Here is a 22,823-nt window from a genome sequence, read left to right on the forward strand (position 1 = left end):
TTTATTGATTTTAAATATCCTGATGATTGGACAAATAAAAAGCGCAGCTGACGCTGCGCTTTTTGGGAGATTTTAGTCAAATTTAAATTAGCCTAAATTTTCTTGACGCTTTTTATATTGAATTGAGGCAATCACAGCCCAAACAATAAATGCCACACCAATTAGACCCGTTACCACTTCAGGGACATGAAGACCTGTGCCACTCGCCAACATAATGAAGGCCAAAGCACCAATCGCATAATGCGCACCATGTTCAAGGAAGATATAAGCATCTAAGGTGCCTTTATCCACTAAGTAAATGGTCATTGAACGCACGAACATAGCACCAATAGCAAGACCGAGCATAATGATTACCACATCAGAGGTAATCGCAAATGCACCAATCACACCATCAAAACTGAATGAGGCATCGAGTACTTCAAGGTAAAGGAAACCACCAAAACCTGCTTTGATCACGCCTGTCGGTACGCCATTTGCATCATGTCCAACCGCATTACCGTTTTCATCGACTTCAGGTTCGCCACCCAATAAATGACTCAGTACTTGGACACCGATATATACCACGATCCCCCAAATACCAGCCATCACAACCGCTAAACGAGAAGCTTCAGCCACGTTTGCTGCCATTACCAATAACGCAATTAGGGCAATAAACACGGACATCGCAGGAACGTTTGCAAGATTAGCTAAACGGCGCTCTAGCCAACGGAACCAATGGGTATCTTTCCCTTCATCTAAGAAGAAGTTCAGGAACACCAACAATAAGAAAGCACCACCAAAGGCCGCAATTTCTGCATGATGTGCCATCAATTTTGCAGAGTATTCAATTGGATTATTCAATGCCAATTGCACCACTTCCATAGCGCCCATGTCAGCCGTTACAGCAACAATGACGATTGGGAAAATCAAACGCATACCGAATACAGCAATCACGATCCCGACAGTTAAGAAAATCATTTTCCAGAAATGATCCCAACCACGGAGTACCGATGCATTCACTACAGCGTTATCAAATGACAATGATACTTCCATCACTGCCAAAATTGCAGTAATGGTCAGTGCTGTCAGCATGGCTTGCACGCCTGCATTTGGGCCATGATTCAGCCCCCAATATGCAGAAATAGCAAGACACACGATCGTAAAGACGATTGAGAAACCAAAATGTTTCATCATGATAGATCGACCTATTCATTCAATAAGATTTCAAAATGAGGGAATACCCAGTTTGAAGCTAAGTTTATGGCGCAATTATGCCGCTTTTCAGGATTGAAACCAAAAATTATTCGTTACATTTTGAATAAACACTCTAAGATGGAGGCTCTCAATTACATCGCATCATGGTGTAGACCCGTCTTTCATTTTTAACGACAGGAATGTTCAATGCGTTTTTCTGAAGAAGTTTGGCAACGTAATACCGCGTTATATCAGCAAATTCTCCATCTACGGTTTAATCAGGAATTGGCTCAGGGCAGTTTAAGCCGCGACGCCTTTTGCCACTATGTCATTCAGGATGCCCATTATTTATTGGCCTACGGTCGTGCGCTTGCGGTATGTGCAGCCAAAGCGTTTGATGCCGATGATGTGATTCAGTTTTCTGAAGCGGCAAAAATTGCCATCGTGGTGGAACGCAGTCTGCACAATGACTTTATGCAAGGTTTCAACATCAGCAAAGAACAGTTTGAAAATACCCCATTAACCCTTGCCTGCCATCATTACACTTCGTTTCTAACAGCGACAGCATGGTCAGAAAGTTACCCTGTGGTCCTTGCCTCACTCCTGCCTTGCTTTTGGATCTATGCTGAAGTCGGCAAAGCCATTGTCAGCCAATCTGTACCGAATAACCCTTACCAAGCATGGATCGACACCTACTCAGGTGAAGACTTCAACAGCGCTGTACAAAACGTGATTCAAACCATTGATCGAGTGGCAGCCCGCTGTGATGCAGATACACGTGAAAAAATGCATGCCGCTTACACGAACGGCGCAAAATTAGAATGGATGTTCTGGGACAGCGCGTATCAACAGCGCACATGGCCCGTTGAATAAACCTGTGATTTAAGCTGTATAAAAAACTAAGGATCTAAAATTGCTTTTAGATCCTTTTTTAATATGGTTAGATTCGGTTTTTAGAATGACCTTGCACGATCATTTCAGGCATTAGCGTTTAAAACGATACCATCCGAGAAAAATCCCCATCGCGATAATCACCAAAAAAATCGCAAAACGTGCTTCACGCAATTCACTACGCGCTGCTTTGCGTTCCTGCATCTCTTCTGAATGAAATTGTGATTTGACCATCGGATCTAGTTGAGCAATGGCCAAGAAATCTTTGGGCTTTTCACCTTTGCCTAAAATGAAATACAGCCCTTTGACTTGCATTTCATTGAGTTTGCCCAGTTCAATATTCAGTTGGGTAGCTTGTGCATTATAGTCAGGTACCCAATCTTCTACGCGAGCATATACATGGGCACGACTGGTATCAAAGAGCGATGCATCCTGCACTTTCTTGCCCGTTTGATCTTCCAGTTGTTCACTCAAATCGGAAAATTGGGACAGAACATAGTCTTTTTTCTGTGCCAACTGCACGCCGTCAAAAGCATACTCTTGTATTTTTTGTGCAGGATTATTTTTCAACAATAAGCCTTGGGGAACAACTTTAAAGTCCAATACGGTGTTGTCAGGGACTTGGTTGGTTTGTAGCACCATATAGACCACAGACCATAGCTGTTCATTTTGCCCGACCGCAGGCACGCTCACGCTATAACGCTGCTCGGCTGCAGGGTCAATAAACTGTTCAAACGCGAGGATTTGACTATCTTCAGCCCACAGGATTTGGCTTGAAAACATGAGGCTGATGATCACCCAAAATTGTTTTAACATTATTTGCTCTTATCATGATTATTTTCTGTTCTGGCAGAATTATAATTAATTATTCAAATACTTACATTTAAAATCACACATTTAACGATTGGAAATTCATCATAATTTTAGCCAAATCTATAGTTTTATAAATGATCTAGAACCCGTAAAAAATTGATCTAAATCAGCATCGATATAGGCTTTTGATGCTTACTGAAAACTCTGCCATGCATAAATCAAAACAGCCGCAGCAAGCACCCAACTCAACGTTGCTACACTCAAACATGCCGTTAAACTCACACGTGTTGCGAGCAGGTACACCATCAATAAATAAATGAAATAGGGGATGAGAGACCAGAGTCCAAACAGTGCAGTTTTTTGTAATGCGGCTGCACCCTGATCATTTGCCACAATTACATGAGCAATCAACGCAAAAGTCGGAAACAATGGAACCAAACCTGCAATATTAAACGCCTTACTTTTAGACAGCAAAGCAATTAATACCACAACAAAGGCACCCATTAAGCTTTTGAGAAATAAGGACAACATGGCATTCAATAGTTTAGAGAAAACTGCATTTTACGCCTTTTCTGCGATAGTCCTGAGATTTTCCAATGGATTGTTATGCGCATGACACAGGAGATTTAAACGATGAACTCAAAACAGTCACAGCGCTTTTATATTTATGCACCTTTACACCACAGGCTAGATGTAAAGCGCGCCTTTTGTTGCTCAGCCATTTGCTTAAACTGCGCTTGAACTTTTAAATCTTCAGCACTCATCAAATGTTGATTGTTTTCAACAATTGCCAAAACCAAATCAAACTGTTGAGGAATTTTTTCGCAAGCCAGATGCTTTTTTTCAGCTTCTGTTTTGGCTTGACCTAATTTCGCAATATATAGATCAATTTTTTCACTTTCGGTATTCAGCGCCAAAGTTGCTTGTTCTAAGCTGTCATATTTTTGCGCTTTCGGTGTGTGGTTCGGGGTACATGCACTCAAAAACACACTACACATCAATAAACCCATCACACCTAATGTTGGATTGAGATGAAGTTGCCATTTCATGTTAAAAGTCCTAGATTGCTGATTTGCGGATGTTTTAGGGCATCGGCACAGACAGCTATATTTTGATTCGGCCATTTTTCTCACAAAGTCACGCATAAATCTAGGTTTAAATTACACTTGAACATTTTTCATGCGCTATCATATATAGGTTTTTCGATGAATATTTTAGGACCCCTTGCATGAGCCAAAGCCATATCCGTATTCGAGGCGCACGTACCCATAACTTAAAAAATGTGTCACTCGATATTCCACGCGACAAGTTTGTGGTCATTACGGGTCTTTCTGGTTCAGGGAAGTCCTCTTTGGCTTTTGATACCTTGTATGCTGAAGGTCAACGTCGCTATGTTGAGTCCTTATCTGCCTATGCACGCCAATTCCTTTCGCAAATGGAAAAGCCCGAAGTTGACTCGATTGAAGGCTTGAGTCCTGCGATTGCCATCGAACAAAAATCAACGAGCCACAACCCACGCTCAACAGTGGGAACAATCACCGAAATTTACGACTATTTACGTCTACTCTATGCCCGTGTCGGCACGCCGTATTGTCCTGAACATGACCTCCCGATGGTAGCTCAGACTGTGTCTGAAATGGTCGATACCGTCAAAGGTCTAGAAGAAGGTACGGCGCTTATGTTGCTTGCCCCTGTGGTCCGTGACCGTAAGGGTGAATACACCAACTTATTTGAACAATTACAAGGTCAGGGTTTTGTCCGTGCCCGTGTCGATGGTGAAGTTATTGATATCGACACACCACCCGAATTAGACAAAAAGAAAAAGCACACCATCGAAGTCGTTGTTGACCGTTTTAAAGTTCGTGATGACCTCGGTAACCGTATTGCAGAAAGCTTTGAAACGGCTTTACGCATGGGCGGCGATATTGCCATTTTGTCGTGGATGAAAGGCGAACAAGAAGATCGCGTATTTTCAGCCAAACACTCTTGCCCTGAATGTGAACGTGCCGTTGGTGAACTTGAACCACGGCTATTTTCCTTCAACAACCCATTCGGTGCCTGCCCTGTTTGTGATGGTTTAGGCACACGCAGCCATTTTAGTGCTGACAAATTGATTCCCAATAATGAAGTTTCGATTAGCCAAGGGGCAATCCGTGGTTGGGACCGTCAACGTCCGTATTACTACAGCATGATCCAAAAAGTTGCCGATCATTTTGGTTATTCTCTAGACACACCGTGGAATGAACTCGATGCCGAGACCAAAAAGAAATTCCTTTATGGTACAGGCAAGGAAAAAGTTGACCTCAGCTATATTGATGAACGTGGTCGTTCGCACAAACGTGTGCAAGCCTTTGAAGGGATTCTACCTCACCTAGAACGTCGTTACCGTGAAACCGAATCAAACTACGTGCGTGAAGATTTGGCGCAGTATTTATCCAATGCTGCATGTGATGCTTGCGGTGGCTCACGTCTCAATGAAATTTCACGTCATGTCCGAGTTAAAGATAAAACCATCGCGCAAATCACCAAGATGTCGATTGGCGATGCTGAAAGCTATTATCAAGACCTCAACTTAAGCGGTGCCAAAGGCGAAATTGCTGACAAGATTTTCAAAGAAATCCGTGAACGTTTGCACTTCCTAGTCTCTGTAGGTTTGAACTATTTAAGTTTATCGCGTTCGGCAGAAACACTGTCGGGTGGTGAAGCTCAGCGTATTCGTTTGGCTTCGCAAATTGGCGCGGGCCTCATGGGCGTAATGTACGTGCTGGATGAACCCTCTATTGGTTTGCATCAGCGTGATAATGACCGCCTATTGGAAACCCTAGTACGTTTGCGTGACTTAGGTAATACCGTATTAGTTGTAGAACATGATGAAGATGCGATCCGTGCCGCCGACCATATTATTGATATTGGCCCCGGTGCAGGTGTGCATGGCGGTCATGTGATTGCCGAAGGGACGTATGATGAAATTTTGGCAAATCCAGATTCATTAACTGGTCAATATCTATCAGGAAAGCTCAGTATTGATGTGCCGAAAACACGCACACAACCGCCAAAACCTGAAGAGCAAATTAAGTTAATGGGCGCTGCGGGTCATAACCTGAAAAATGTCGATTTGACTATTCCTTTAGGTGTGATGACATGTGTGACAGGTGTGTCGGGTTCAGGTAAATCGACCCTGATTAACCGGACATTATTGCCGCTTGCAGCAACTCAATTGAACGGTGCAACCACACTGACTGCGGAAAAATTTGACTCGATTGATGGCTTACAGTTCCTCGATAAAGTCGTCGATATTGATCAAAGCCCAATTGGTCGTACACCACGTTCAAACCCAGCAACTTACACCGGTTTGTTCACCCCAATTCGTGAACTGTTTGCGCAAACACCTGAAGCCAAAGCACGTGGTTATGCGGCAGGTCGTTTCTCATTTAATGTGAAAGGTGGTCGCTGTGAAGCCTGCGAAGGTGACGGCATGATTAAAGTCGCAATGCATTTCTTACCTGATATGTATGTGCCTTGTGATGCCTGCCATGGTAAGCGCTATAACCGCGAAACGTTAGAAGTTGGTTATAAAGGTCGTAATATTTCAGATGTCTTAGAAATGACGGTTGAAGATGCGATGCATTTCTTCGACGCTATTCCTGTGATTCACCGTCGTTTGGAAACCTTGAACCAAGTGGGCTTGGGCTATATCCGTTTGGGTCAGTCTGCAACCACACTTTCAGGTGGTGAAGCGCAGCGTGTGAAATTGGCTCGTGAGTTGGCAAAACGTGATACAGGTAAAACCTTGTACGTGCTTGATGAACCGACAACAGGTCTACACTTCCATGATATTGCTAAATTGCTCGACATCCTGCATGAGCTACGTAATAAGGGCAATACCATTGTAGTGATTGAGCATAACTTGGATGTGATTAAAACTGCCGATTGGATTGTGGATTTAGGTCCTGAAGGTGGTGCTGGCGGCGGTATGATTATTGCCGAAGGTACGCCAGAGCAAGTGGCTAAGAATAAAGTGTCGCATACAGCGAAGTTCTTAAAGCCGATGTTGAAATAAGATTCACTTTCCTTTAAGTGCATGATAAAACGGTGATTCATTCACCGTTTTATATTTATATGACTTTATTAGACATAATTGATACAGCCGTAAAAATTGGTTTGGGAGCACTGATAACTGGCGTAATTACCTACTTAAATCAAAAGGCAAATATTTCAGCATCAGTAGCAAAAGATAACCTTCTATATAATCGTAATTTATTGACCAATATTTCCAAAGATCTCGAGGAAATAAATCATCTCGTTTTAAAAATTTGGGCAATTTTTGAATTTGAAACAAAACAATCTCAACCAGCTCTTAATGAGATTTCAGACAGACTTAAACCTCTAAGACACGCACTTTTTAATGACTTTAATTTACTTAGCAAAAATGAAGGTTTACTTCTTTTACATGGATATATTGAACAACAAGAAAAGCTAAGAATTTATGGCGAATTACTTGGAAAATTTAACGCTTATACACTTTGTAAAAATGGAGCTATCAATGTTGAAACAACTGCTCAATATAGATTTGAAATTTTAGAAGCTAGAAAATCACTTTATACGAGCTTAAACAAAGCCATTTCTAAATAAATTCTTGTTCTTCACAACATTCAATCACATGACGGCGACATGGATGTCGCCTGTTTGACTGGGGCAGCACGGATGTGCCCTTAGTCAAACAAAAGCATTTTGCCTACTTTTGTGCTTTCAAAAGTAGGAATCTCCTACGCAATGGAAACTCAAACCCAATGCAAAGTAAGGACGTTTAGAAAATATATTTTTTGAAAATAACCTGAACTAAATTCATCCACAAAATTTGCGCCATCCTTTTATACATTCTACTCGAACCGTTCGGACGTACCTTCAGTCAAACAAAAGCATTTTGCTTACTTCTGTGCTTTCAAAAATAGGAATCTCCTACGTAATGGAAACTCAAACCCAATCTACAGTGAAGACATGCAAATTCAAAATTCAAAAAATTAACGTAAATAATGAAACACACCCAACTTATCCAACACATCCAAAGTTAACTGCTTACGCTCTGCCACATCATCCCCTGCTGCCATCTGCAAATTCAAACTAAACGCCGTGATCTTGCCATGACCATCATCCACCCAACCGGTATACCAACCGACTTGAGGTTCCACATCCATACCCCAACCACTCTTGGCATATAACTTCGCATCGCCACGGCTTTCAATATAAAGCATATCTTTGACTTGCTTTTGTACCGCGACATCAAACGGTAATTTCTCTGTCGCAAGCTGATACGCAAATTTGACTTCTTGTTCAGGCGTAATCTTTAACGGCCCAACCAACCAAAAATTATCCACCTGTTTGCCAATATTGGCATTGCCAAAACCGACCCGTTTGACTTCTTGTTGCATTAACGCCAAACCTATTCGCCTTGCCAGTTCCTGATATACAGGAACTGCAGATGCTTGCATGGCTTCACCCAAAGTCAGGTCTTTTTCCCATGAGGGGAAAGCACGTTTTTCACCTTTCCATTTAAAAACTTCATTGGCTGTCGCCTTCTGATGCTGCAAACCAATTAATGCATTTAACATTTTAAAAGTAGATGCGGGAATGTATTCGGTGTGGGCGCGCTGTAAGTCATTGCCATAATGGCTCAAACGCTGACCATCAAATGTGACAAATACCGCCTGTGTCTGTGCTTGATTAAATAAAGACGTAATCTCTCTCACCCGTGAATTTACTAAATTGGCTTGAGCCGTTTGTTTTAAGTGTTGAGATGAATCCAACATGCCTTCATTTGTTGTACATGCTGACAAACTCAGGACAGTCATCAACGATAGATATATTTTTTTCATTGCACTATTTTTATGGCGTTTAAAGTCCACAGTATAAGATGAAGTTCAAACCTGAATTGTGTACTTTTCAACAGTCTTGTATCTGTTGCAAACTTAGCATATCGACTATTTATTTTTAAACAAAACATCCTTATGATGACGCCTATCGTGAACTCAACAACGAATAATTTTTAACTTTTTAAAATATAAAAGCATACTAACAATGAATAAATTTATCTTAATTTTCAGTCTCTTATTATGTCCAATATATAGCTTTGCCGATGGCTATCTAAACGAATACATGGTGCTGTTTGTCTCACAAGAAGACCCTGATCTTAGCCCATGGAAAGATAAGCCGCAGTGTAAAGCCCTCAGTACCCCGACTTCACACAAAGGGATCTATGAAAATCAATATGTCTATGCCAATGGCAATGCTCTAACCACCATCTTTCTGAGCAACAGCAAAATTAAAAATGGTGAATGTGAACATCTCATTCACTTTCCAGATGGTATTCAAGGCTCAGGCGTATTTGAAAGTTTCTTCCCCAACGGCAAACCCCGTAGCCGCATTGCTTATAAAAATGGGGAGTACGAGGGCAAACTTGAGTTTTGGTTTGCCAATGGGATAAAAGAGCAAGAAAGTAGCATCATCAATGGTGAGTCGCAGGGGGATTACAAAATTTGGCATCCGAATGGCCAACTGGCTTTTTCTCAAAATTATAAAAATGGGATCGAAAATGGCCTGCGCCAACGCTGGTACAGTAATGGTAAACCGTGGACCTATGCCAATTTTCAAAACAATAAATTGATTGGCGAGCTGAAAATGTGGTTTGAAAACGGCAAACTAGAACGCCAAGGTTATTATCGTAATGGCGTTCGTCATAACAGTTATAAAATTTGGTATGACAATGGGCAACCTGAAGCGGTGCTTCAGTACGATTTAGGCAAAATTACCCAAGCCCAGTGTTGGAATGTAGATGGTAGTCAAATGAACCAACAAGCCTGCAATAAATTATATAAAGATGAAGATTAATTCATTTGTCTGGCTAACTTTATGAATCTACCAAGCTGCGTTTAGACTGAAACACGATCACGCCCCGCAGCTTTGGCTTTAAACAATGCTTGGTCTGCTCGCTCTAATAAATCGATCCAGTTTTCGGCCCCCACTGCTACACCAATACTCACCGTCACAATGAGATCGGCTTCGTCCTTTGCCAAATTAAAATTCACATTCTGAATATCGTGCCGTATAGTTTCGGCAATGTGTTGGGCTTTGAGCATATTAATCCCCTCGATTAGGACTAAAAACTCATCTCCTCCATATCGCACCACCAAGTCGGATGAACGAATATGTTTTCGTAATTGATTGGCAACATGTTGAATCACCAAATCGCCGACAATATGCCCATAGCGATCATTCACCTGTTTAAAGTGATCAATATCAATCACGATCAGTGCTGTATGTAAAAAGCCTGAATTTTGGCTGTCGCGAAATTTAATATATTCATCTAAGGCAAAACGATTGGCGACATTGGTGAGTGAGTCAGTATTGGCAATATGTTTAAGCTGAAATTCAAAGGCATCACGCTGTTCCAGCATGTTTTCAATATGCTGAATGGCGTCAAATAAACTGAGATAACCTACTTTGGCAGGTTCAATCACGCCTTGATCCATTTGTCGGTGCCGAGCCAGTTTAAATAACTGATTACGAGCACGAATTAAAGGTTCAAACACCCATTTCTTGGCATAGAACATCGTTAATAATGCAGTCAGTAATGACACGAGTGAGACAAAAAGCGTAAAGATCAATTTATTTCGCGCTTCACGTTGTTCATCCGCAGCTACTTTGAGACTGTAATCTAAAATATAACTTTGCAATTCCACCACTGTGACAAATTTGTTGACCATTGCATCAGTGAGCTGGGTGCCATCCATGTGATAACGCTGATGTTGAAGACTTTTTTGAGTCAAACCATCAATAATTGGCAAACCTTTATCTAAAAATTCCGTCCTTACCGCATGATGTAACTGTTTAAACTCGGGAGTTTTGTCATGTTCAGACTGCACGACATTGATCAATTCCCATAGATAGCGTGTTTGACGCTGGGTTTGTAAACTCCGCGCTAAATTTTGCTCTGGAATTTCCTGTTGAAATGATACCGCAGCCATAATATTTGATGCGACTCTTCCCGCCTGATCACGTAATTCTGCCAGTAATAAAATTAAGGTGTAATAGTTCGATACACGGGTATCTTTACCATGTGAATGATTGACCAATTTCTGCATGGCAATATAGCTTTGATCCCAAGCTTGGAACATCGCCAAAATGGCATGATCCAATTTTTTAGCTTCACGTTGTTGTGTCGGCAGCGCAATATATTGATCGACCGTTTTGCGACCCTGCAACAAATATGGATATAAATTGGACTCTAACTGCTGGGCGATCGGTGCAAAGCCCGTTTCTTTTAAAACTTTCAGTGTATCTTGATATTGCCGATCAACGCCTTGACGATATTCAGCCAACTCAATAATTTTTTGCTCGCGCTGTTCACCTTGACTCGACATTGCACTGTTAGCTGGCGCACGTTCACGGGAAATTTGGTTGGTTAAATCTGCCACCATTTTCAGCATCTGAATTTCTTTCAGCGCTTCGGCACTTTTGAGGTAATGTTGATTGCTGCTCACAATCAATGGAACACTGATAAATACGATAGACAAGACGATTACTAGCATCGCAAGTTGCAAGCGCTTACTAATATGCTCTGTTCGTAATGTTTCCATCTATTTTATGCCCCACACTTGTTGCATACCCCAACCCACTTCTCAACTAAACGCGGGAATATTTAAATTAATGACCAATAATTTATTAATTTGTAAAGTGAACATTTATAGCTCTAAATTCTATATAAATGTGCTTAATCTGTCACATTTTTATCACTTTAGAACGAGATAATTTGCTAAAAAACAGCAGCATATTTCAAAGCGAAATATTTTTTATTAACTTGTTTAAATAAATATTTACAATTGCAATAAATTGGTGCAGAATGCACCGTATTAGGGCACACTAGATTTCTTCCTCAGCAGAATATTTTAGTTTCCCGAAAATTTTGGCTAAAAAATCCTGATTTTCCTTGAAAATCAGGATTTTTTTTGTCTATATCACTTTAATTGAAAGATAAATAGAATTATTAACGCACCATAAAAGTGCATTTATTTCTACAAGATATTTGCTCTATATTTTATCTTTAATATAAAGTTGCATTTTTGAATAAAAAAAAGCCCAACCTTGGGGAAAGCTGGGCGAATAAAAAACAATAATGGAGAATCAGGGTCAAAGTCACACTTTTAAACCGTGTGACGACTCGATTGGCAAATTATGAATCAAATAAAACCTGATGTAAAGCCAAGTATTTCACTAGGATATTAAAAATATCACAAAGACACATATTTAAGTGACATATCCCTCAAACTTAAAACAAAAATGTCTATTTAATATACAAATAAGTGGTTTTAGCCCAACAATTCAGCAGTCAAAGTCCCGATTTATTACCTCAAATGCGTGAAAAGCGTTAGAATTTACCCACTACAATAAATGTTATTTTGAATTAAAATAACAATAATAATTGTTATTTTAGATTGAAAAGTTGTGTATTTTTTCAAGTGTATTTTTTTAATTAAGAATTTAATAAAACTTACTTAATTGTTCTCAATGATTTTTTTTCAGTGACTTATTAGTTAGAGTAAAAACTGAATTTCTTATTATGAAATAAAGATCTGAGTCAGAGACTGAATAATAACCTTTAGGATCATTGACTTAATATATTGTTACAATACAATGCTCAATGTTTAATCCATTTGTAACAACTGGTAGAAAATCATGAAAAAACTCGGTTTAGCCACTGCTTTATTATTAGCCATGACCGGTGCTCAAGCTTACCAATTTGAAGTTCAAGGCCAAGCAGAATACATCGACACAACTGCAAATGACAAAGATTTCATTGGTGGTGTTCAAGGTACTTACTACTTCAAAAATGTTGACTCTACAAAAGGTCCTTTAGCAGAAGCTGCATTCTTAAACCAAGCTTCTAACGTATCTGTTGCTTACAACTACGGCGAAGTTGGTTCAAAAGGTACTGACGTAATTGCTCATAACTTCGGTGCTAAAGCTGAAGCTTATGTTCCAACTAAAGTTGTTCCTGTATACGCTAGTGCTTCTTACAGCCACACTATCCTTGACAGCAAAAATGCAAACAACACTGATGACAACGGCGACCGTTATGCATTAGAAGTTGGTGCGCTTCCAACTCAAAACTTCTTAGTTGCTGTTGGTTACACTAGCGTTGCTGACCAAGCTGCTGTTGACGCGTTCAACGTTATGGGTAACGGTGTTGCTAAAGCTGTTGCTGAAGCTACAACTATTGGCCAAGACCAAGACGCAATCACTGCACGTGCTAAATATGTTGGCGCAATCGACGACACTAACATGGCAATTGGTTTCGAATCAGGCATCATCTACGGTGATGACACTGCTTACCAATTCAAAACTGATCTTTTCGTAACTCCTAAATTAAGCGTTGGTGCTTCTTACGCTGAATCTAGCTTTGCTGGTACTCCAGACTCAGCTTGGGGCGCGAACGTAAACTACTTTATCACTCCTGCTGTTGCAGTTGGTGCTAGCTATGTAAATGCTAATGCTGAAGAAGTTGCGCTTGACACTCAAACTGTTGGCGTAAACGCTAAATTCCGTTTCTAATTCATATTAGATACTGAATACCAAAAAGGACGCATTTGCGTCCTTTTTTATTCTGCCATTATTTGTCTTTAGGCTCATGGCGTTCCGGTAAATGGGCAATATATTGCAAAGCAATTAAGCGAGAAACGATGAGAGCCAAATACATCACCCCACAGAACATTTGAAGCATCGCCAACACCCGTGCAGGCGCGCTCACTGGCATGAGATCCGACAAGCCCGTGGCAGACTGCAAACTAAAACTTAAAAATAATAAATCTAACCACGACTGCATGCCCGGCTCTGCAGGATTCACAAAACTATCCGGATAAATTAGCTGACAAATACTATAGAGAAAAGCAAAACCCCATGCGATGAGGGTAAATACTGCCCCGGCTGCAAAAAGTTCATCTTTGGTTAAATAACGATCGGCAAACATATAGCGTAATAAGCCATAGGCTGCACTAAAATATGCGCATGCTTCAAAACCATGCGCAATAATTTGAATATTGGGATGATTTACACCGAGCATAATCAAAGTAGAAAACAATACGGCGCAGCCAACAAAACTCAGTCCTAGAATCGTAAACATTGGAGTTTGGCGAATCACTTTGGCAATGATCAATAGTACCGACACCCCAAGTACCCAAATTAGCGCACGAAAAGACAGACTTTCTCGGGTAATCGCGGTTAAAACCAAGATCAGAAACTGCACCAGTAACAGCCATGCTGAGGGTAAAAGTCTAAAGCTTTTCCAAAAATCTACAAAACCTTGCATTATTTTCAATCTCTATATTTTTTTCATGCGCTGAAATGATCGATCTGAAGCATCATCAACTGATTGATTTTAAATTAGCACGAAGTGAGTTTTTTTTAATGCAAAAATTTGTTGATCTTAATCTAAAAAAGCATCCATATGAGCACTGTTCTAGCTGGGTTTCTTATTACCAAAGAGGTTCAAAAAAACCTACTGTAAGTTTCAGTTTTCAGGCACATATTCAAATGAATCTCCTACGTGGTAGATTTCATTATGAAAAAACATCTCGTATTTGCACCCCTCTGTCTGCTCATGCTCTCTGCCTGTACACAAAATAGTCCGCTCCTCAAAGGCCATGAAAATTATGTGGGGACTTGGCAAAACAACCACAGTGAATTAGTGATCAAATCGTCGGGCGAAGTGACGTATTACCATCAAGAACATACTGAAAAAAGTATTGCCAACCAAACCTTCAGTGGTGCTGAACAGTCGCGAATAAAAGCCCATTTGAGCAGTTTTGGGGATCAGAGCTTTAGCATCGGTCAGGATGATTTCTCTCAACAATTCACCATTCAGCGCTCGCCTTATCAAGATGATCAAGGCCATTGGAAAATGTCGATCAATGGAGAAAATTATACACGCAAATAGGACAGAGATTTGTCCACAAACCTCTGTTTCATATCATTCACTCAAATATAAAAAAAGCCCCTTATTAGGGGCTTTTTAGGCGATTCAGATTAGTGATCTGAAGCACCAGAGATACCAATGCCAGTTTGTGAACGTACATACTGTGCATCGAATGCTTTACGCTCAGCTTGTGCTTGTACTGAATTATCAGTTACAGAGAACAACCAGCAGCAGATGAATGCCAATGGCATTGCAAAGATAGCAGGACCATTGAATGGGTTAATTGGTGTTTCAGAGATTGCGAATGTATCTACCCAAACTGCTTTAGACAATACAATTAGAATCACAGCAGTTACTAGACCAACCACACCACCAATCACCGCACCACGCGTCGTTAAACCTTTCCAGAACATCGACAATACAAGCACTGGGAAGTTTGCACATGCAGCTACAGAGAATGCAAGACCAACCATGAATGCAACGTTTTGTTTCTCGAACAAGATACCTAAAATCATTGCGAAGATCGCAAGACCTAAAGTCGCGATTTTAGACATACGAAGTTCAGATTCAGGTGTAGTTTGACCTTTCTTGAATACGTTTGCATACAAGTCATGTGAAATTGCTGAAGCACCAGACAACGTTAGACCTGCAACTACTGCAAGAATTGTTGCGAATGCTACCGCTGAAATAAAGCCCATGAACAAGTCACCGCCCAATGCATCAGACAAGTGAACCGCTGCCATGTTGTTACCACCAACAAGTTCTAACTTGCCAGTTACCGCCATTTTCGCTACATCAAGAAATTGTGGGTTGTTCGATACATAAAGGATCGCACCAAAACCGATGATGAAAGTTAATAGGTAGAAGTAACCAATAAAACCTGTAGCAACAACTACTGATTTACGTGCTTCTTTTGCATCTTTTACAGTGAAGAAACGCATCAAAATGTGTGGAAGACCTGCTGTACCGAACATCAATGCAAGACCTAGAGAGATCGCATCAATTGGGTTGGCTGCAAGTTTACCTGGACCCATAATGTTTGCAGCTTCAGCTAAAGATACGTCATGTACTTTAGAGAAAACTTGGATCGATTGAGTGAACATTTCAGAGAAGCTGAAGCCCACGCCTTTCATGACCATGAATGCCATGAAGCTTGCGCCAGAAAGTAGCATCACTGCTTTAATGATCTGTACCCAAGTTGTTGCCAACATACCACCGAAGATTACATAAGCCATCATCAGTAGACCAACGATCACAACCGCAATGTTGTAGTTCAAACCGAATAGTAGTTTAATCAATTGACCTGCACCCACCATCTGTGCAATCAGGTAGAACGCTACAACCACAAGTGAGCTTACTGCTGCAAGGGTACGGACAGGTTTCTCAGCTAGACGGAATGACACCACGTCAGATAAGTTGAACTTACCTAAGTTACGCAGACGCTCAGCCACCAAGAACAATACGATTGGCCAACCCACCATAAAGCCCAATGAATACAGCAAGCCGTCAAAGCCTGAACTGAATACCATTGCGGAAATACCGAGGAACGATGCTGCTGACATATAGTCACCGGCAATCGCTAAACCATTTTGGAAACCCGAAATACCACCACCGGCAGTATAGAAGTCAGCTGTGTTGGTGGTTTGTTTCGCTGCCCATTTGGTAATAAACAAAGTCAAGCCAACAAAAATTGCGAACATGATAATCGCATGCCAGTTGGTTGCTTGTTGCTGTGCTTCACCTAAATCTGGCCCAGCCATTGCCATGCTTGACATGAGCAGAGCAGGAGCCGCTAATACTGTTGCTTTCAATGAATTCCATTTCATCTTAGTGCGGTCCTTTTTCTTGAGTAATTGCTTCTACTTCACGCATTGCTTCTGCGTTTAATGCATCCAACTTGTTGTTTGCAATATACGAATAAACACCACACAGTAAGAATGACAATACGATAATGCTTAGACCTAATGGCATACCAATCGTGGTCACACCACCACTCACGGATTGCATCAAGAACTCTTTGTTATAGCCCACAAGGAGCATAAAGCCGACATAGACCACCAACATGATGATCGTCAAAGTCCAGCTCAACTTACTTTTACGGCTGACCATTTCCTTAAATTTTGGATTCTGTAGAATTTGTTCTACCTGTCTCTCATCCATAATATTCTCCTTACGCCGAACCTTGGCGCGCAATTTTCTAATTCGAATTATTTCGAAGCTAAACTTACCAATGTTCCTTATCTCTTGTAATTTAGACTTTGGTCGTTAAATTTTGAGCAATAACCTCCCTAAGCCTATGGATGCGTTATCATTAAGCGAGAATTAATATGCTGCAGGCTCTATGAATAGTTGGCTTATCGTCGGGGTATTGGCCCTTTACATCGCATTACTCTTTGTATGTGCATTCTTTGGTGAAAAGCATGCCAGCAGGCTCAGTACTCGCGGCAGAATGCTTCTCTTTAGTCTAACTTTAGGGGTGTATTGTTCATCTTGGACATTTTATGGCGCAACGGGTGCCGCCGTTCGTGAAGGCATTATTTTCCTACCAATATATCTGGGACCGCTGCTATTTGTTGCGCTCGGCTATGATATTTGGCGACGTTTAGGGCGTGTCCGTCAGCATCATGCCATTTCATCGATTGCCGACTTTGTAGCAGCACGATATGGTAAAAGTGGCCCCTTAGCTTCACTGGTCACGATCCTTGCCGTAATTGCCATTATTCCCTATTTAGCCTTGCAGCTACGTGCGATTGCCCTAAGTGCAACAGTCATTTTAGAACCGACCGCTGGTCTGACAGGTACCACCAATAGTGTGCTGTTTTTGACCGGTGTATTGGCGATTTTGGCGATGATGTTTGGGACACGACAGATTGCCAATACTGAACAGCACGGCGGCTTAATGTTGGCTGTGGCATTTGAGTCTTTCGTCAAGCTGTTTGCACTACTTGCAGTCGCATTTTTCTTTGTTTTTGAATCACCTGAAAACATGGCGCAAATCAGCCATGACATCAACACTACCTTTAAAGATGTCCAGCTCAAAGGTGTGCCAGAAAGCTTTTGGATTCAAACATTATTGGCTGCTTTAGCGATTATTTGTCTACCACGTCAGTTCCATGTCGCGGTAGTTGAACTACGTGATGAAAAGCATATCCGTGGTGCTCGTCGTTGGTTCGCCATTTATCTGATTTTAACCATTATCGCGATCATCCCGATTGCCAGTTGGGCGCTGCATGCAGCACCGGCTTACTTGGCAATACCCGATGTTGCCGTGCTCTCACTGCCTTTAAGTTATAACCAAGACTGGTTGACCTTACTTGCATTTCTCGGCGGGTTTTCAGCTTCGACAGGTATGCTGTTGGTGTCGTCAGTGGCCTTGTCGATTATGCTCAGTAATGACTTGATCATGCCTGCACTGTGGCGTACACGTTTATTATCACGCCATGACAAACGCCTACCACTCGTACTGAAATTCACACGTCGTGTGTGTATTTTAGCGGTCATGTTATTGGGCTTCTTGTTCTTCCATTTCTTCAATGACATTGACCAATTATCGGTATTTGGCCTATTGGCCTTCAGTGCTGTGGCTCAGTTTGCACCGGCGCTAATTGGTGGTTTGTATTGGCGTGGCGGAAGCAAGCAAGGTGTATATGCGGGTCTGTTGGTCGGTTTTGGCATGTGGGCTTATACCCTGTTATTACCAACCGTATTGCGTAGCTTACCTGAACAATTTAAAACATTTACCGAAAATCTTTTAAGTCAGGGTCCGCTAGGCTTGAGTTGGTTACGTCCTGAAGCACTGTTAGGGTTTGAATCTTTCGATCCACTTACCCATGGCGTAGTTTGGGCGCTCGGTTTAAATATCACCCTCTATATTTGGATTTCCCGCGTCTTCCGTCCAAGTGTTGCCGAGCAAATTCAGGCCGAAAGTTTCTTTTATTATGAAACCAAGCCGCTCCCTGCTCAAAGTACATCAAACGACATCAGCTATATTCACCATGATGTGGCGCGTCTAAAAGTAGGTGATCTAATTACCTTGGCAAAACGCATCACCGGTGAAGGTCCAACCATGCGTGCCTTCAACCAGTTCTGTGCACAAAACAATGTCGTTTTAAATGAAAATAGCAGCGCCAACGGTATGTGGTGGCGTTTTACCGAACAGTATCTTGCAGGCACCATCGGTGCGGCATCCGCCCGTACCTTACTCACCACAGCCATGGTTAATAATGGTTTAGCACTCGGTCAGGTCGCCAATATTCTTGACCAAGCCTCACAGTGGCAGCGCTTTAACCAAAACCTGATCATGACCATGATCGACCATATGACTCAAGGTGTGTCCGTGGTTGATGAAAATATGTGTTTGGTGGCATGGAACAATCAATACCTCAAACTGTTTGATTATCCAAAAGACATTGTCTACGTCGGTTGCCCAATTTCAGACTTGATTCGTTATAACGCTGAACGCGGCGAATGTGGTCCCGGTTCAGTCGAGGAACATGTGCGTAAACGCATGCATTGGATGCAAGTCGGCAGCGCACACGAATTTGAACGGATTCGTAAAGATGGTCGTGTGATTCAGATGCGCGGCAACCCAATCGAAGGCGGTGGTTTCGTGACAACCTTTGCCGATATTACTGCTTTCCGTGAAAATGAAGCCTTGCTTGAAGGCCGTGTACAAGATCGTACCCAACAGTTGGCAGATGCCCTGTCTGAACAACAATTGGCACGTGAGCAAGCCGATAAAGCCAATATGTCGAAAAGCCGCTTTATCGCTGCTGCAAGCCATGACTTATTGCAACCGATGCATGCTGCGCGTCTGTTTAGTACCGCCCTCGAGCAAAGCGTACAAAATGACGATGATCGTAAAACGCTTCAGCAACTTGATCGTGCGCTGCATGGTGCGGAAAGTATGCTCTCTGCCCTCTTGGACATTGCTCGACTCGAAGGCGGAACGATCCAACCGAAACGTCAGCCTTATCCACTACATGACTTACTCAGCGATCTTGAACTGCAATTTAAATCGATTGCAGCACAGCGTAATATCAAACTGACCGTACATGATGCTCAGTTCTGGATTGACACCGACCCACAGTGGATTCGTCGTATTATTCAAAACTTCGTCAGCAATGCCTTACGCTATACAGCGCGTGGTCGTGTTGTGGTGGGTGTGCTACGTTCAGCACGTCCGGAGCATATTCGTATTGGCGTTTGGGATACAGGTCCTGGGATCGCGGAAGAACAGCGCATTAAGTTGTTCCAAGAGTTCGAACGCTGTGGACACACCTCTCCATGGGGCGAACAGGGTCTAGGTTTAGGTTTAGCCATCGTGCAAAGGATGACCAGCCTACTCGACTATCCTGTGCATGTGTTCTCAGAACTTGGTCATGGTTCGTGCTTTATGATTGAAGTGCCGGTGGTCGCTGCGCCAAAAGTGGTCGCTGCACCGACCCAAGCGGTTCCGCTGAAAACCAAAGCCTATAAGATTCTGTGCTTAGACAATGATGAAACCATTTTGGAAGGGATGTCGACCTTACTGACCAAATGGGGCTATCAAGTCTTTAAAGCCACTGAACCTGAACAGGCCATGGAGTTGATTCAACAAGAGAATATTCAAGTTTGGTTGGTTGACCAACACTTGAATAACAACAAGATCGGTCTCGACTTTATTTTAGATAACCGTCAGGAAAATGTCCCTGTGGCACTGATTACTGCAGATTCTGATCCTGAACTACCGCAACGTCTAAAAGAGTTAAACATCGTCTTACTGAAAAAACCGTTGAAACCGGCTTCACTCCGTTCATGGTTATCTGGTTTGAAGATTTCAAATCAGTAGCGCTGTTACAGGACATCTCTCTGTGAAAAGTAGCCCATTTCATTCACATGAAATGGGCTTTTGTTTACCTTGCTTTTACTTAAACTTACCTAACTGGCAAAAAAATTTTTCTCAGCGGCAAGATCATTCAAAATAGCCCCGACATTTCGTCTATTTATTAGCCATAAATATCAAATTTAGATTGCCTATGGCAAAAGATATCGAATGCATGAGTGAACACTTGTACACTTAGTTACAATTAAAAATATATTTGATTTAAAAAAGATTTTTACAACCAAAAATAAAAACTAAAACTTTAGTCTTATATTTAGCTGCCGCCATTCGTTTTAAAAATATTCATAAGAAGTTGATCAGTTTCAAGCCAATTCAAGAAGCGTCATAAATCAACACTTGAGAAGCTGATCTCCCCCTCATATTAGGAGTGATCTTGTGAATATTTCAGAAACAATGCCGCATGGTTTTGATCAAAATCTACAGTTTCATCGTCAGTATGGTGCCAATGCCATTTTGCCAGAGATCGATTGGCGTCAATTATTTAAGTACAGCAAATTAAGTGATGTGCAAGTCGAAGCGTTGGAAACGCTCTATCGCAGTGCCGTTCCTCTCGCGTTGCAGGTGTTTGACGAACTGAATTTTGATGTCTTTGCGCCGAATGCCTACAAACCCCAAGGTCTTGGCTTATTCGATCGACTGGCAGAGCAAGAAGACCTACTGCTGCAAAATTTAGAAGCAGAATCCAATTGCTTAGGCTTGGACACCCGTCATCAGATTTGGAGCATGCTACTGCGCGGCGGTGCGGTATTGGTGTTCAAAGCGTGGCTCGGTAAAGTCAAAACCGACAAAAACCAGCTGGATAAAACACAGTTTGATGAATTATCCGATTTACTGTTTATTAAAACAGCGCCATTTGAATTGGCACAACGTTTAAATGTCGATGCCAACTCCAAGCAAGACCATATCTTCCTGATGTATGACAATGATGTCTATCTGGACCGTTTTAACAGTTTAGAAACTGCAGCCCTATTTGTGGATTTGGGCGTTTATGACGCTGCCTTTTTGAGTTTACGTGATGACCGTGTCGCGGATTATCTTAAAGCGCGCGGCTATGTGACCGATGAACAAATTGATGAATTGCAATGTGCGCTCAACCCTTTGTACTGTACCGATCTGACGCCTAAGCAAGACTATATTGCTTAAGTTGAAGTGGTTTGTTTAAGTCATTGTTAAGTTGCATTGCTCTATTGCTTTTAAACCGCATGTAAAGACCTAACAGCATTTACACCGAAATGATCCAGCGCCAGCATTAGCGCTTAAACAGCATAAAAAAAGACCTCCATCGTGGAGGTCTTTTTTTATGGAAAAAATCCTTAGATTTTCTTTTCTTCAATATTCAGTGCATTAATTGCCAATACAGCTTGAGTTCGGTTTTGTACGCCCAACTTACGGAAAATCGCCGTTACATGCGCTTTGATGGTTGCTTCAGACACATCCAACTCATAGGCAATTTGTTTGTTCAGCAAACCTTCTGCCACCATCATTAACACGCGGAATTGTTGCGGTGTTAAAGACTGAATACGTTCTGCCAATGCCGTTTCATCTGCAGCACGTGGATCAAAGTTCATATTGGCAGGTAAATTTGGTGGCAACCAAATCTCGCCTTCTAAGACTTGACGAATCGCTTCACCAATGTGACTTGGATGCGCAGATTTTGGAATATAACCCATCGCACCATGTGCAATTGCACGTTGGATAATCGACGCTTCTTCATGCGCAGAGACCACAATGATTGGAATCGATGGATATTGTGCGCGAATATGCACCAAAGCAGAAAAGCCTGAAGCACCCGGCAAGTTTAAATCCAATAACACAAGATCAGGCTCAGGGCCATTTTCAAGACGTTCATAGCATTCATTGACTGCTGCAGTCTCATGAATTTGCGCCTGAGGCAAACTATAACGAACCGCCTGAATTAAAGCATGACGAAACAGCGGGTGATCATCAACGATTAAAATATTCATAAGCAACGTGAGAGATCTTGTGCACAATGACCCTATTCTAACCACACATGCTATGTGAAGGATATGCAAGAACTTATTTTTTTGCATTTAAAATGTAGATTTTCACCTAAAATGCGTCTTTTTTCGCATTTTC

General features: G+C 41.7%; 18 protein-coding genes. 8 read left to right on the top strand and 10 right to left on the bottom strand.

Annotation, left to right across the window (positions count from 1 at the left end; all coding sequences use genetic code 11):
- Positions 1-87: 87 nt before the first annotated feature.
- Positions 88-1,173 carry a DUF475 domain-containing protein gene (locus MST18_RS14650; protein ID WP_180035454.1) on the bottom strand — a complete coding sequence of 362 codons (1,086 nt, stop codon included), beginning with the start codon at positions 1,171-1,173 and terminating at the stop codon, positions 88-90.
- A gap of 207 nt (positions 1,174-1,380) precedes the next feature.
- Here MST18_RS14650 and tenA point away from each other — a divergent pair, with 207 nt between their 5' ends.
- On the top strand, positions 1,381-2,046 hold the full coding sequence (tenA, locus tag MST18_RS14655) for a thiaminase II (protein ID WP_180132782.1): 666 nt from the start codon (positions 1,381-1,383) through the stop codon (positions 2,044-2,046).
- 111 nt (positions 2,047-2,157) lie between these two features.
- Here the strand turns inward: tenA and MST18_RS14660 are convergent, their stop codons facing one another.
- The 3 genes from MST18_RS14660 to MST18_RS14670 form a co-directional block, all read right to left on the bottom strand.
- The gene (locus MST18_RS14660) at positions 2,158-2,880 is read right to left on the bottom strand and encodes a hypothetical protein (protein ID WP_180132783.1); all 723 of its coding nucleotides are present in this window, start codon (positions 2,878-2,880) and stop codon (positions 2,158-2,160) included.
- A gap of 189 nt (positions 2,881-3,069) precedes the next feature.
- Positions 3,070-3,408 (bottom strand): GlpM family protein, encoded by a 339-nt coding sequence (locus tag MST18_RS14665; protein ID WP_180132784.1) that lies wholly within the window; start codon positions 3,406-3,408, stop codon positions 3,070-3,072.
- Between the two features lie 134 nt (positions 3,409-3,542).
- The gene (locus MST18_RS14670) at positions 3,543-3,926 is read right to left on the bottom strand and encodes a hypothetical protein (protein ID WP_111884494.1); all 384 of its coding nucleotides are present in this window, start codon (positions 3,924-3,926) and stop codon (positions 3,543-3,545) included.
- Between the two features lie 179 nt (positions 3,927-4,105).
- Between MST18_RS14670 and uvrA the strand changes: the two genes are divergently transcribed.
- Positions 4,106-6,937 (top strand): excinuclease ABC subunit UvrA, encoded by a 2,832-nt coding sequence (gene uvrA, locus MST18_RS14675; protein WP_111884493.1) that lies wholly within the window; start codon positions 4,106-4,108, stop codon positions 6,935-6,937.
- Between the two features lie 59 nt (positions 6,938-6,996).
- Entirely contained in the window at positions 6,997-7,509 is a 513-nt protein-coding gene (locus MST18_RS14680; protein WP_180132785.1) for a hypothetical protein, read from the top strand.
- A 389-nt stretch (positions 7,510-7,898) separates the two neighbouring features.
- Here the strand turns inward: MST18_RS14680 and blaOXA are convergent, their stop codons facing one another.
- Positions 7,899-8,750, bottom strand: coding sequence for a class D beta-lactamase (blaOXA, locus tag MST18_RS14685; RefSeq protein ID WP_257227491.1), 852 nt, complete (start codon positions 8,748-8,750; stop codon positions 7,899-7,901).
- A 202-nt stretch (positions 8,751-8,952) separates the two neighbouring features.
- Here blaOXA and MST18_RS14690 point away from each other — a divergent pair, with 202 nt between their 5' ends.
- On the top strand, positions 8,953-9,762 hold the full coding sequence (locus MST18_RS14690) for a toxin-antitoxin system YwqK family antitoxin (RefSeq protein ID WP_180132786.1): 810 nt from the start codon (positions 8,953-8,955) through the stop codon (positions 9,760-9,762).
- A 41-nt stretch (positions 9,763-9,803) separates the two neighbouring features.
- On the opposite strand, the gene MST18_RS14695 is transcribed toward MST18_RS14690, so the two are convergent.
- On the bottom strand, positions 9,804-11,510 hold the full coding sequence (locus tag MST18_RS14695) for a diguanylate cyclase (protein WP_078193187.1): 1,707 nt from the start codon (positions 11,508-11,510) through the stop codon (positions 9,804-9,806).
- Positions 11,511-12,606: 1,096 nt separating this feature from the next.
- Between MST18_RS14695 and omp33-36 the strand changes: the two genes are divergently transcribed.
- On the top strand, positions 12,607-13,482 hold the full coding sequence (gene omp33-36 / locus MST18_RS14700) for a porin Omp33-36 (protein WP_078193188.1): 876 nt from the start codon (positions 12,607-12,609) through the stop codon (positions 13,480-13,482).
- Between the two features lie 58 nt (positions 13,483-13,540).
- Here the strand turns inward: omp33-36 and MST18_RS14705 are convergent, their stop codons facing one another.
- Positions 13,541-14,236, bottom strand: a complete 696-nt coding sequence (locus tag MST18_RS14705) for an ion channel (RefSeq protein WP_180008803.1) — start codon at positions 14,234-14,236, stop codon at positions 13,541-13,543.
- Positions 14,237-14,488: 252 nt separating this feature from the next.
- Between MST18_RS14705 and MST18_RS14710 the strand changes: the two genes are divergently transcribed.
- Positions 14,489-14,863, top strand: coding sequence for a hypothetical protein (locus MST18_RS14710; protein ID WP_180132787.1), 375 nt, complete (start codon positions 14,489-14,491; stop codon positions 14,861-14,863).
- 89 nt (positions 14,864-14,952) lie between these two features.
- Here MST18_RS14710 and MST18_RS14715 read toward each other — a convergent pair whose 3' ends face one another.
- Positions 14,953-16,668 (bottom strand): cation acetate symporter, encoded by a 1,716-nt coding sequence (locus MST18_RS14715; RefSeq protein ID WP_180132788.1) that lies wholly within the window; start codon positions 16,666-16,668, stop codon positions 14,953-14,955.
- Between the two features lies 1 nt (position 16,669).
- Positions 16,670-17,002, bottom strand: a complete 333-nt coding sequence (locus tag MST18_RS14720; protein WP_078193192.1) for a DUF485 domain-containing protein — start codon at positions 17,000-17,002, stop codon at positions 16,670-16,672.
- Positions 17,003-17,183: 181 nt separating this feature from the next.
- Here MST18_RS14720 and MST18_RS14725 point away from each other — a divergent pair, with 181 nt between their 5' ends.
- Both MST18_RS14725 and MST18_RS14730 read left to right on the top strand, forming a co-directional pair.
- The gene (locus MST18_RS14725) at positions 17,184-20,672 is read left to right on the top strand and encodes a PAS domain-containing hybrid sensor histidine kinase/response regulator (RefSeq protein WP_180132789.1); all 3,489 of its coding nucleotides are present in this window, start codon (positions 17,184-17,186) and stop codon (positions 20,670-20,672) included.
- A gap of 429 nt (positions 20,673-21,101) precedes the next feature.
- Complete coding sequence (locus MST18_RS14730; protein WP_180132790.1) at positions 21,102-21,869, top strand: hypothetical protein; 768 nt, start codon at positions 21,102-21,104, stop codon at positions 21,867-21,869.
- 170 nt (positions 21,870-22,039) lie between these two features.
- Here the strand turns inward: MST18_RS14730 and MST18_RS14735 are convergent, their stop codons facing one another.
- Complete coding sequence (locus MST18_RS14735; protein WP_078190543.1) at positions 22,040-22,690, bottom strand: response regulator transcription factor; 651 nt, start codon at positions 22,688-22,690, stop codon at positions 22,040-22,042.
- Positions 22,691-22,823 lie beyond the last annotated feature (133 nt).

The organism is Acinetobacter sp. YH12068_T (assembly GCF_024606005.1).
Taxonomy (GTDB): Bacteria; Pseudomonadota; Gammaproteobacteria; order Pseudomonadales; family Moraxellaceae; genus Acinetobacter; species Acinetobacter amyesii.

What these genes read in the sequence shown, in the direction of transcription:
- MST18_RS14650 (WP_180035454.1), bottom strand. Translation starts at nt 1,173, where the DNA reads ATGATGAAACATTTTGGTTTCTCAATCGTCTTTACGATCGTGTGTCTT.
- tenA (WP_180132782.1), top strand. Translation starts at nt 1,381, where the DNA reads ATGCGTTTTTCTGAAGAAGTTTGGCAACGTAATACCGCGTTATATCAG.
- MST18_RS14660 (WP_180132783.1), bottom strand. Translation starts at nt 2,880, where the DNA reads ATGTTAAAACAATTTTGGGTGATCATCAGCCTCATGTTTTCAAGCCAA.
- MST18_RS14665 (WP_180132784.1), bottom strand. Translation starts at nt 3,408, where the DNA reads ATGTTGTCCTTATTTCTCAAAAGCTTAATGGGTGCCTTTGTTGTGGTA.
- MST18_RS14670 (WP_111884494.1), bottom strand. Translation starts at nt 3,926, where the DNA reads ATGAAATGGCAACTTCATCTCAATCCAACATTAGGTGTGATGGGTTTA.
- uvrA (WP_111884493.1), top strand. Translation starts at nt 4,106, where the DNA reads ATGAGCCAAAGCCATATCCGTATTCGAGGCGCACGTACCCATAACTTA.
- MST18_RS14680 (WP_180132785.1), top strand. Translation starts at nt 6,997, where the DNA reads ATGACTTTATTAGACATAATTGATACAGCCGTAAAAATTGGTTTGGGA.
- blaOXA (WP_257227491.1), bottom strand. Translation starts at nt 8,750, where the DNA reads ATGAAAAAAATATATCTATCGTTGATGACTGTCCTGAGTTTGTCAGCA.
- MST18_RS14690 (WP_180132786.1), top strand. Translation starts at nt 8,953, where the DNA reads ATGAATAAATTTATCTTAATTTTCAGTCTCTTATTATGTCCAATATAT.
- MST18_RS14695 (WP_078193187.1), bottom strand. Translation starts at nt 11,510, where the DNA reads ATGGAAACATTACGAACAGAGCATATTAGTAAGCGCTTGCAACTTGCG.
- omp33-36 (WP_078193188.1), top strand. Translation starts at nt 12,607, where the DNA reads ATGAAAAAACTCGGTTTAGCCACTGCTTTATTATTAGCCATGACCGGT.
- MST18_RS14705 (WP_180008803.1), bottom strand. Translation starts at nt 14,236, where the DNA reads ATGCAAGGTTTTGTAGATTTTTGGAAAAGCTTTAGACTTTTACCCTCA.
- MST18_RS14710 (WP_180132787.1), top strand. Translation starts at nt 14,489, where the DNA reads ATGAAAAAACATCTCGTATTTGCACCCCTCTGTCTGCTCATGCTCTCT.
- MST18_RS14715 (WP_180132788.1), bottom strand. Translation starts at nt 16,668, where the DNA reads ATGAAATGGAATTCATTGAAAGCAACAGTATTAGCGGCTCCTGCTCTG.
- MST18_RS14720 (WP_078193192.1), bottom strand. Translation starts at nt 17,002, where the DNA reads ATGGATGAGAGACAGGTAGAACAAATTCTACAGAATCCAAAATTTAAG.
- MST18_RS14725 (WP_180132789.1), top strand. Translation starts at nt 17,184, where the DNA reads ATGAATAGTTGGCTTATCGTCGGGGTATTGGCCCTTTACATCGCATTA.
- MST18_RS14735 (WP_078190543.1), bottom strand. Translation starts at nt 22,690, where the DNA reads ATGAATATTTTAATCGTTGATGATCACCCGCTGTTTCGTCATGCTTTA.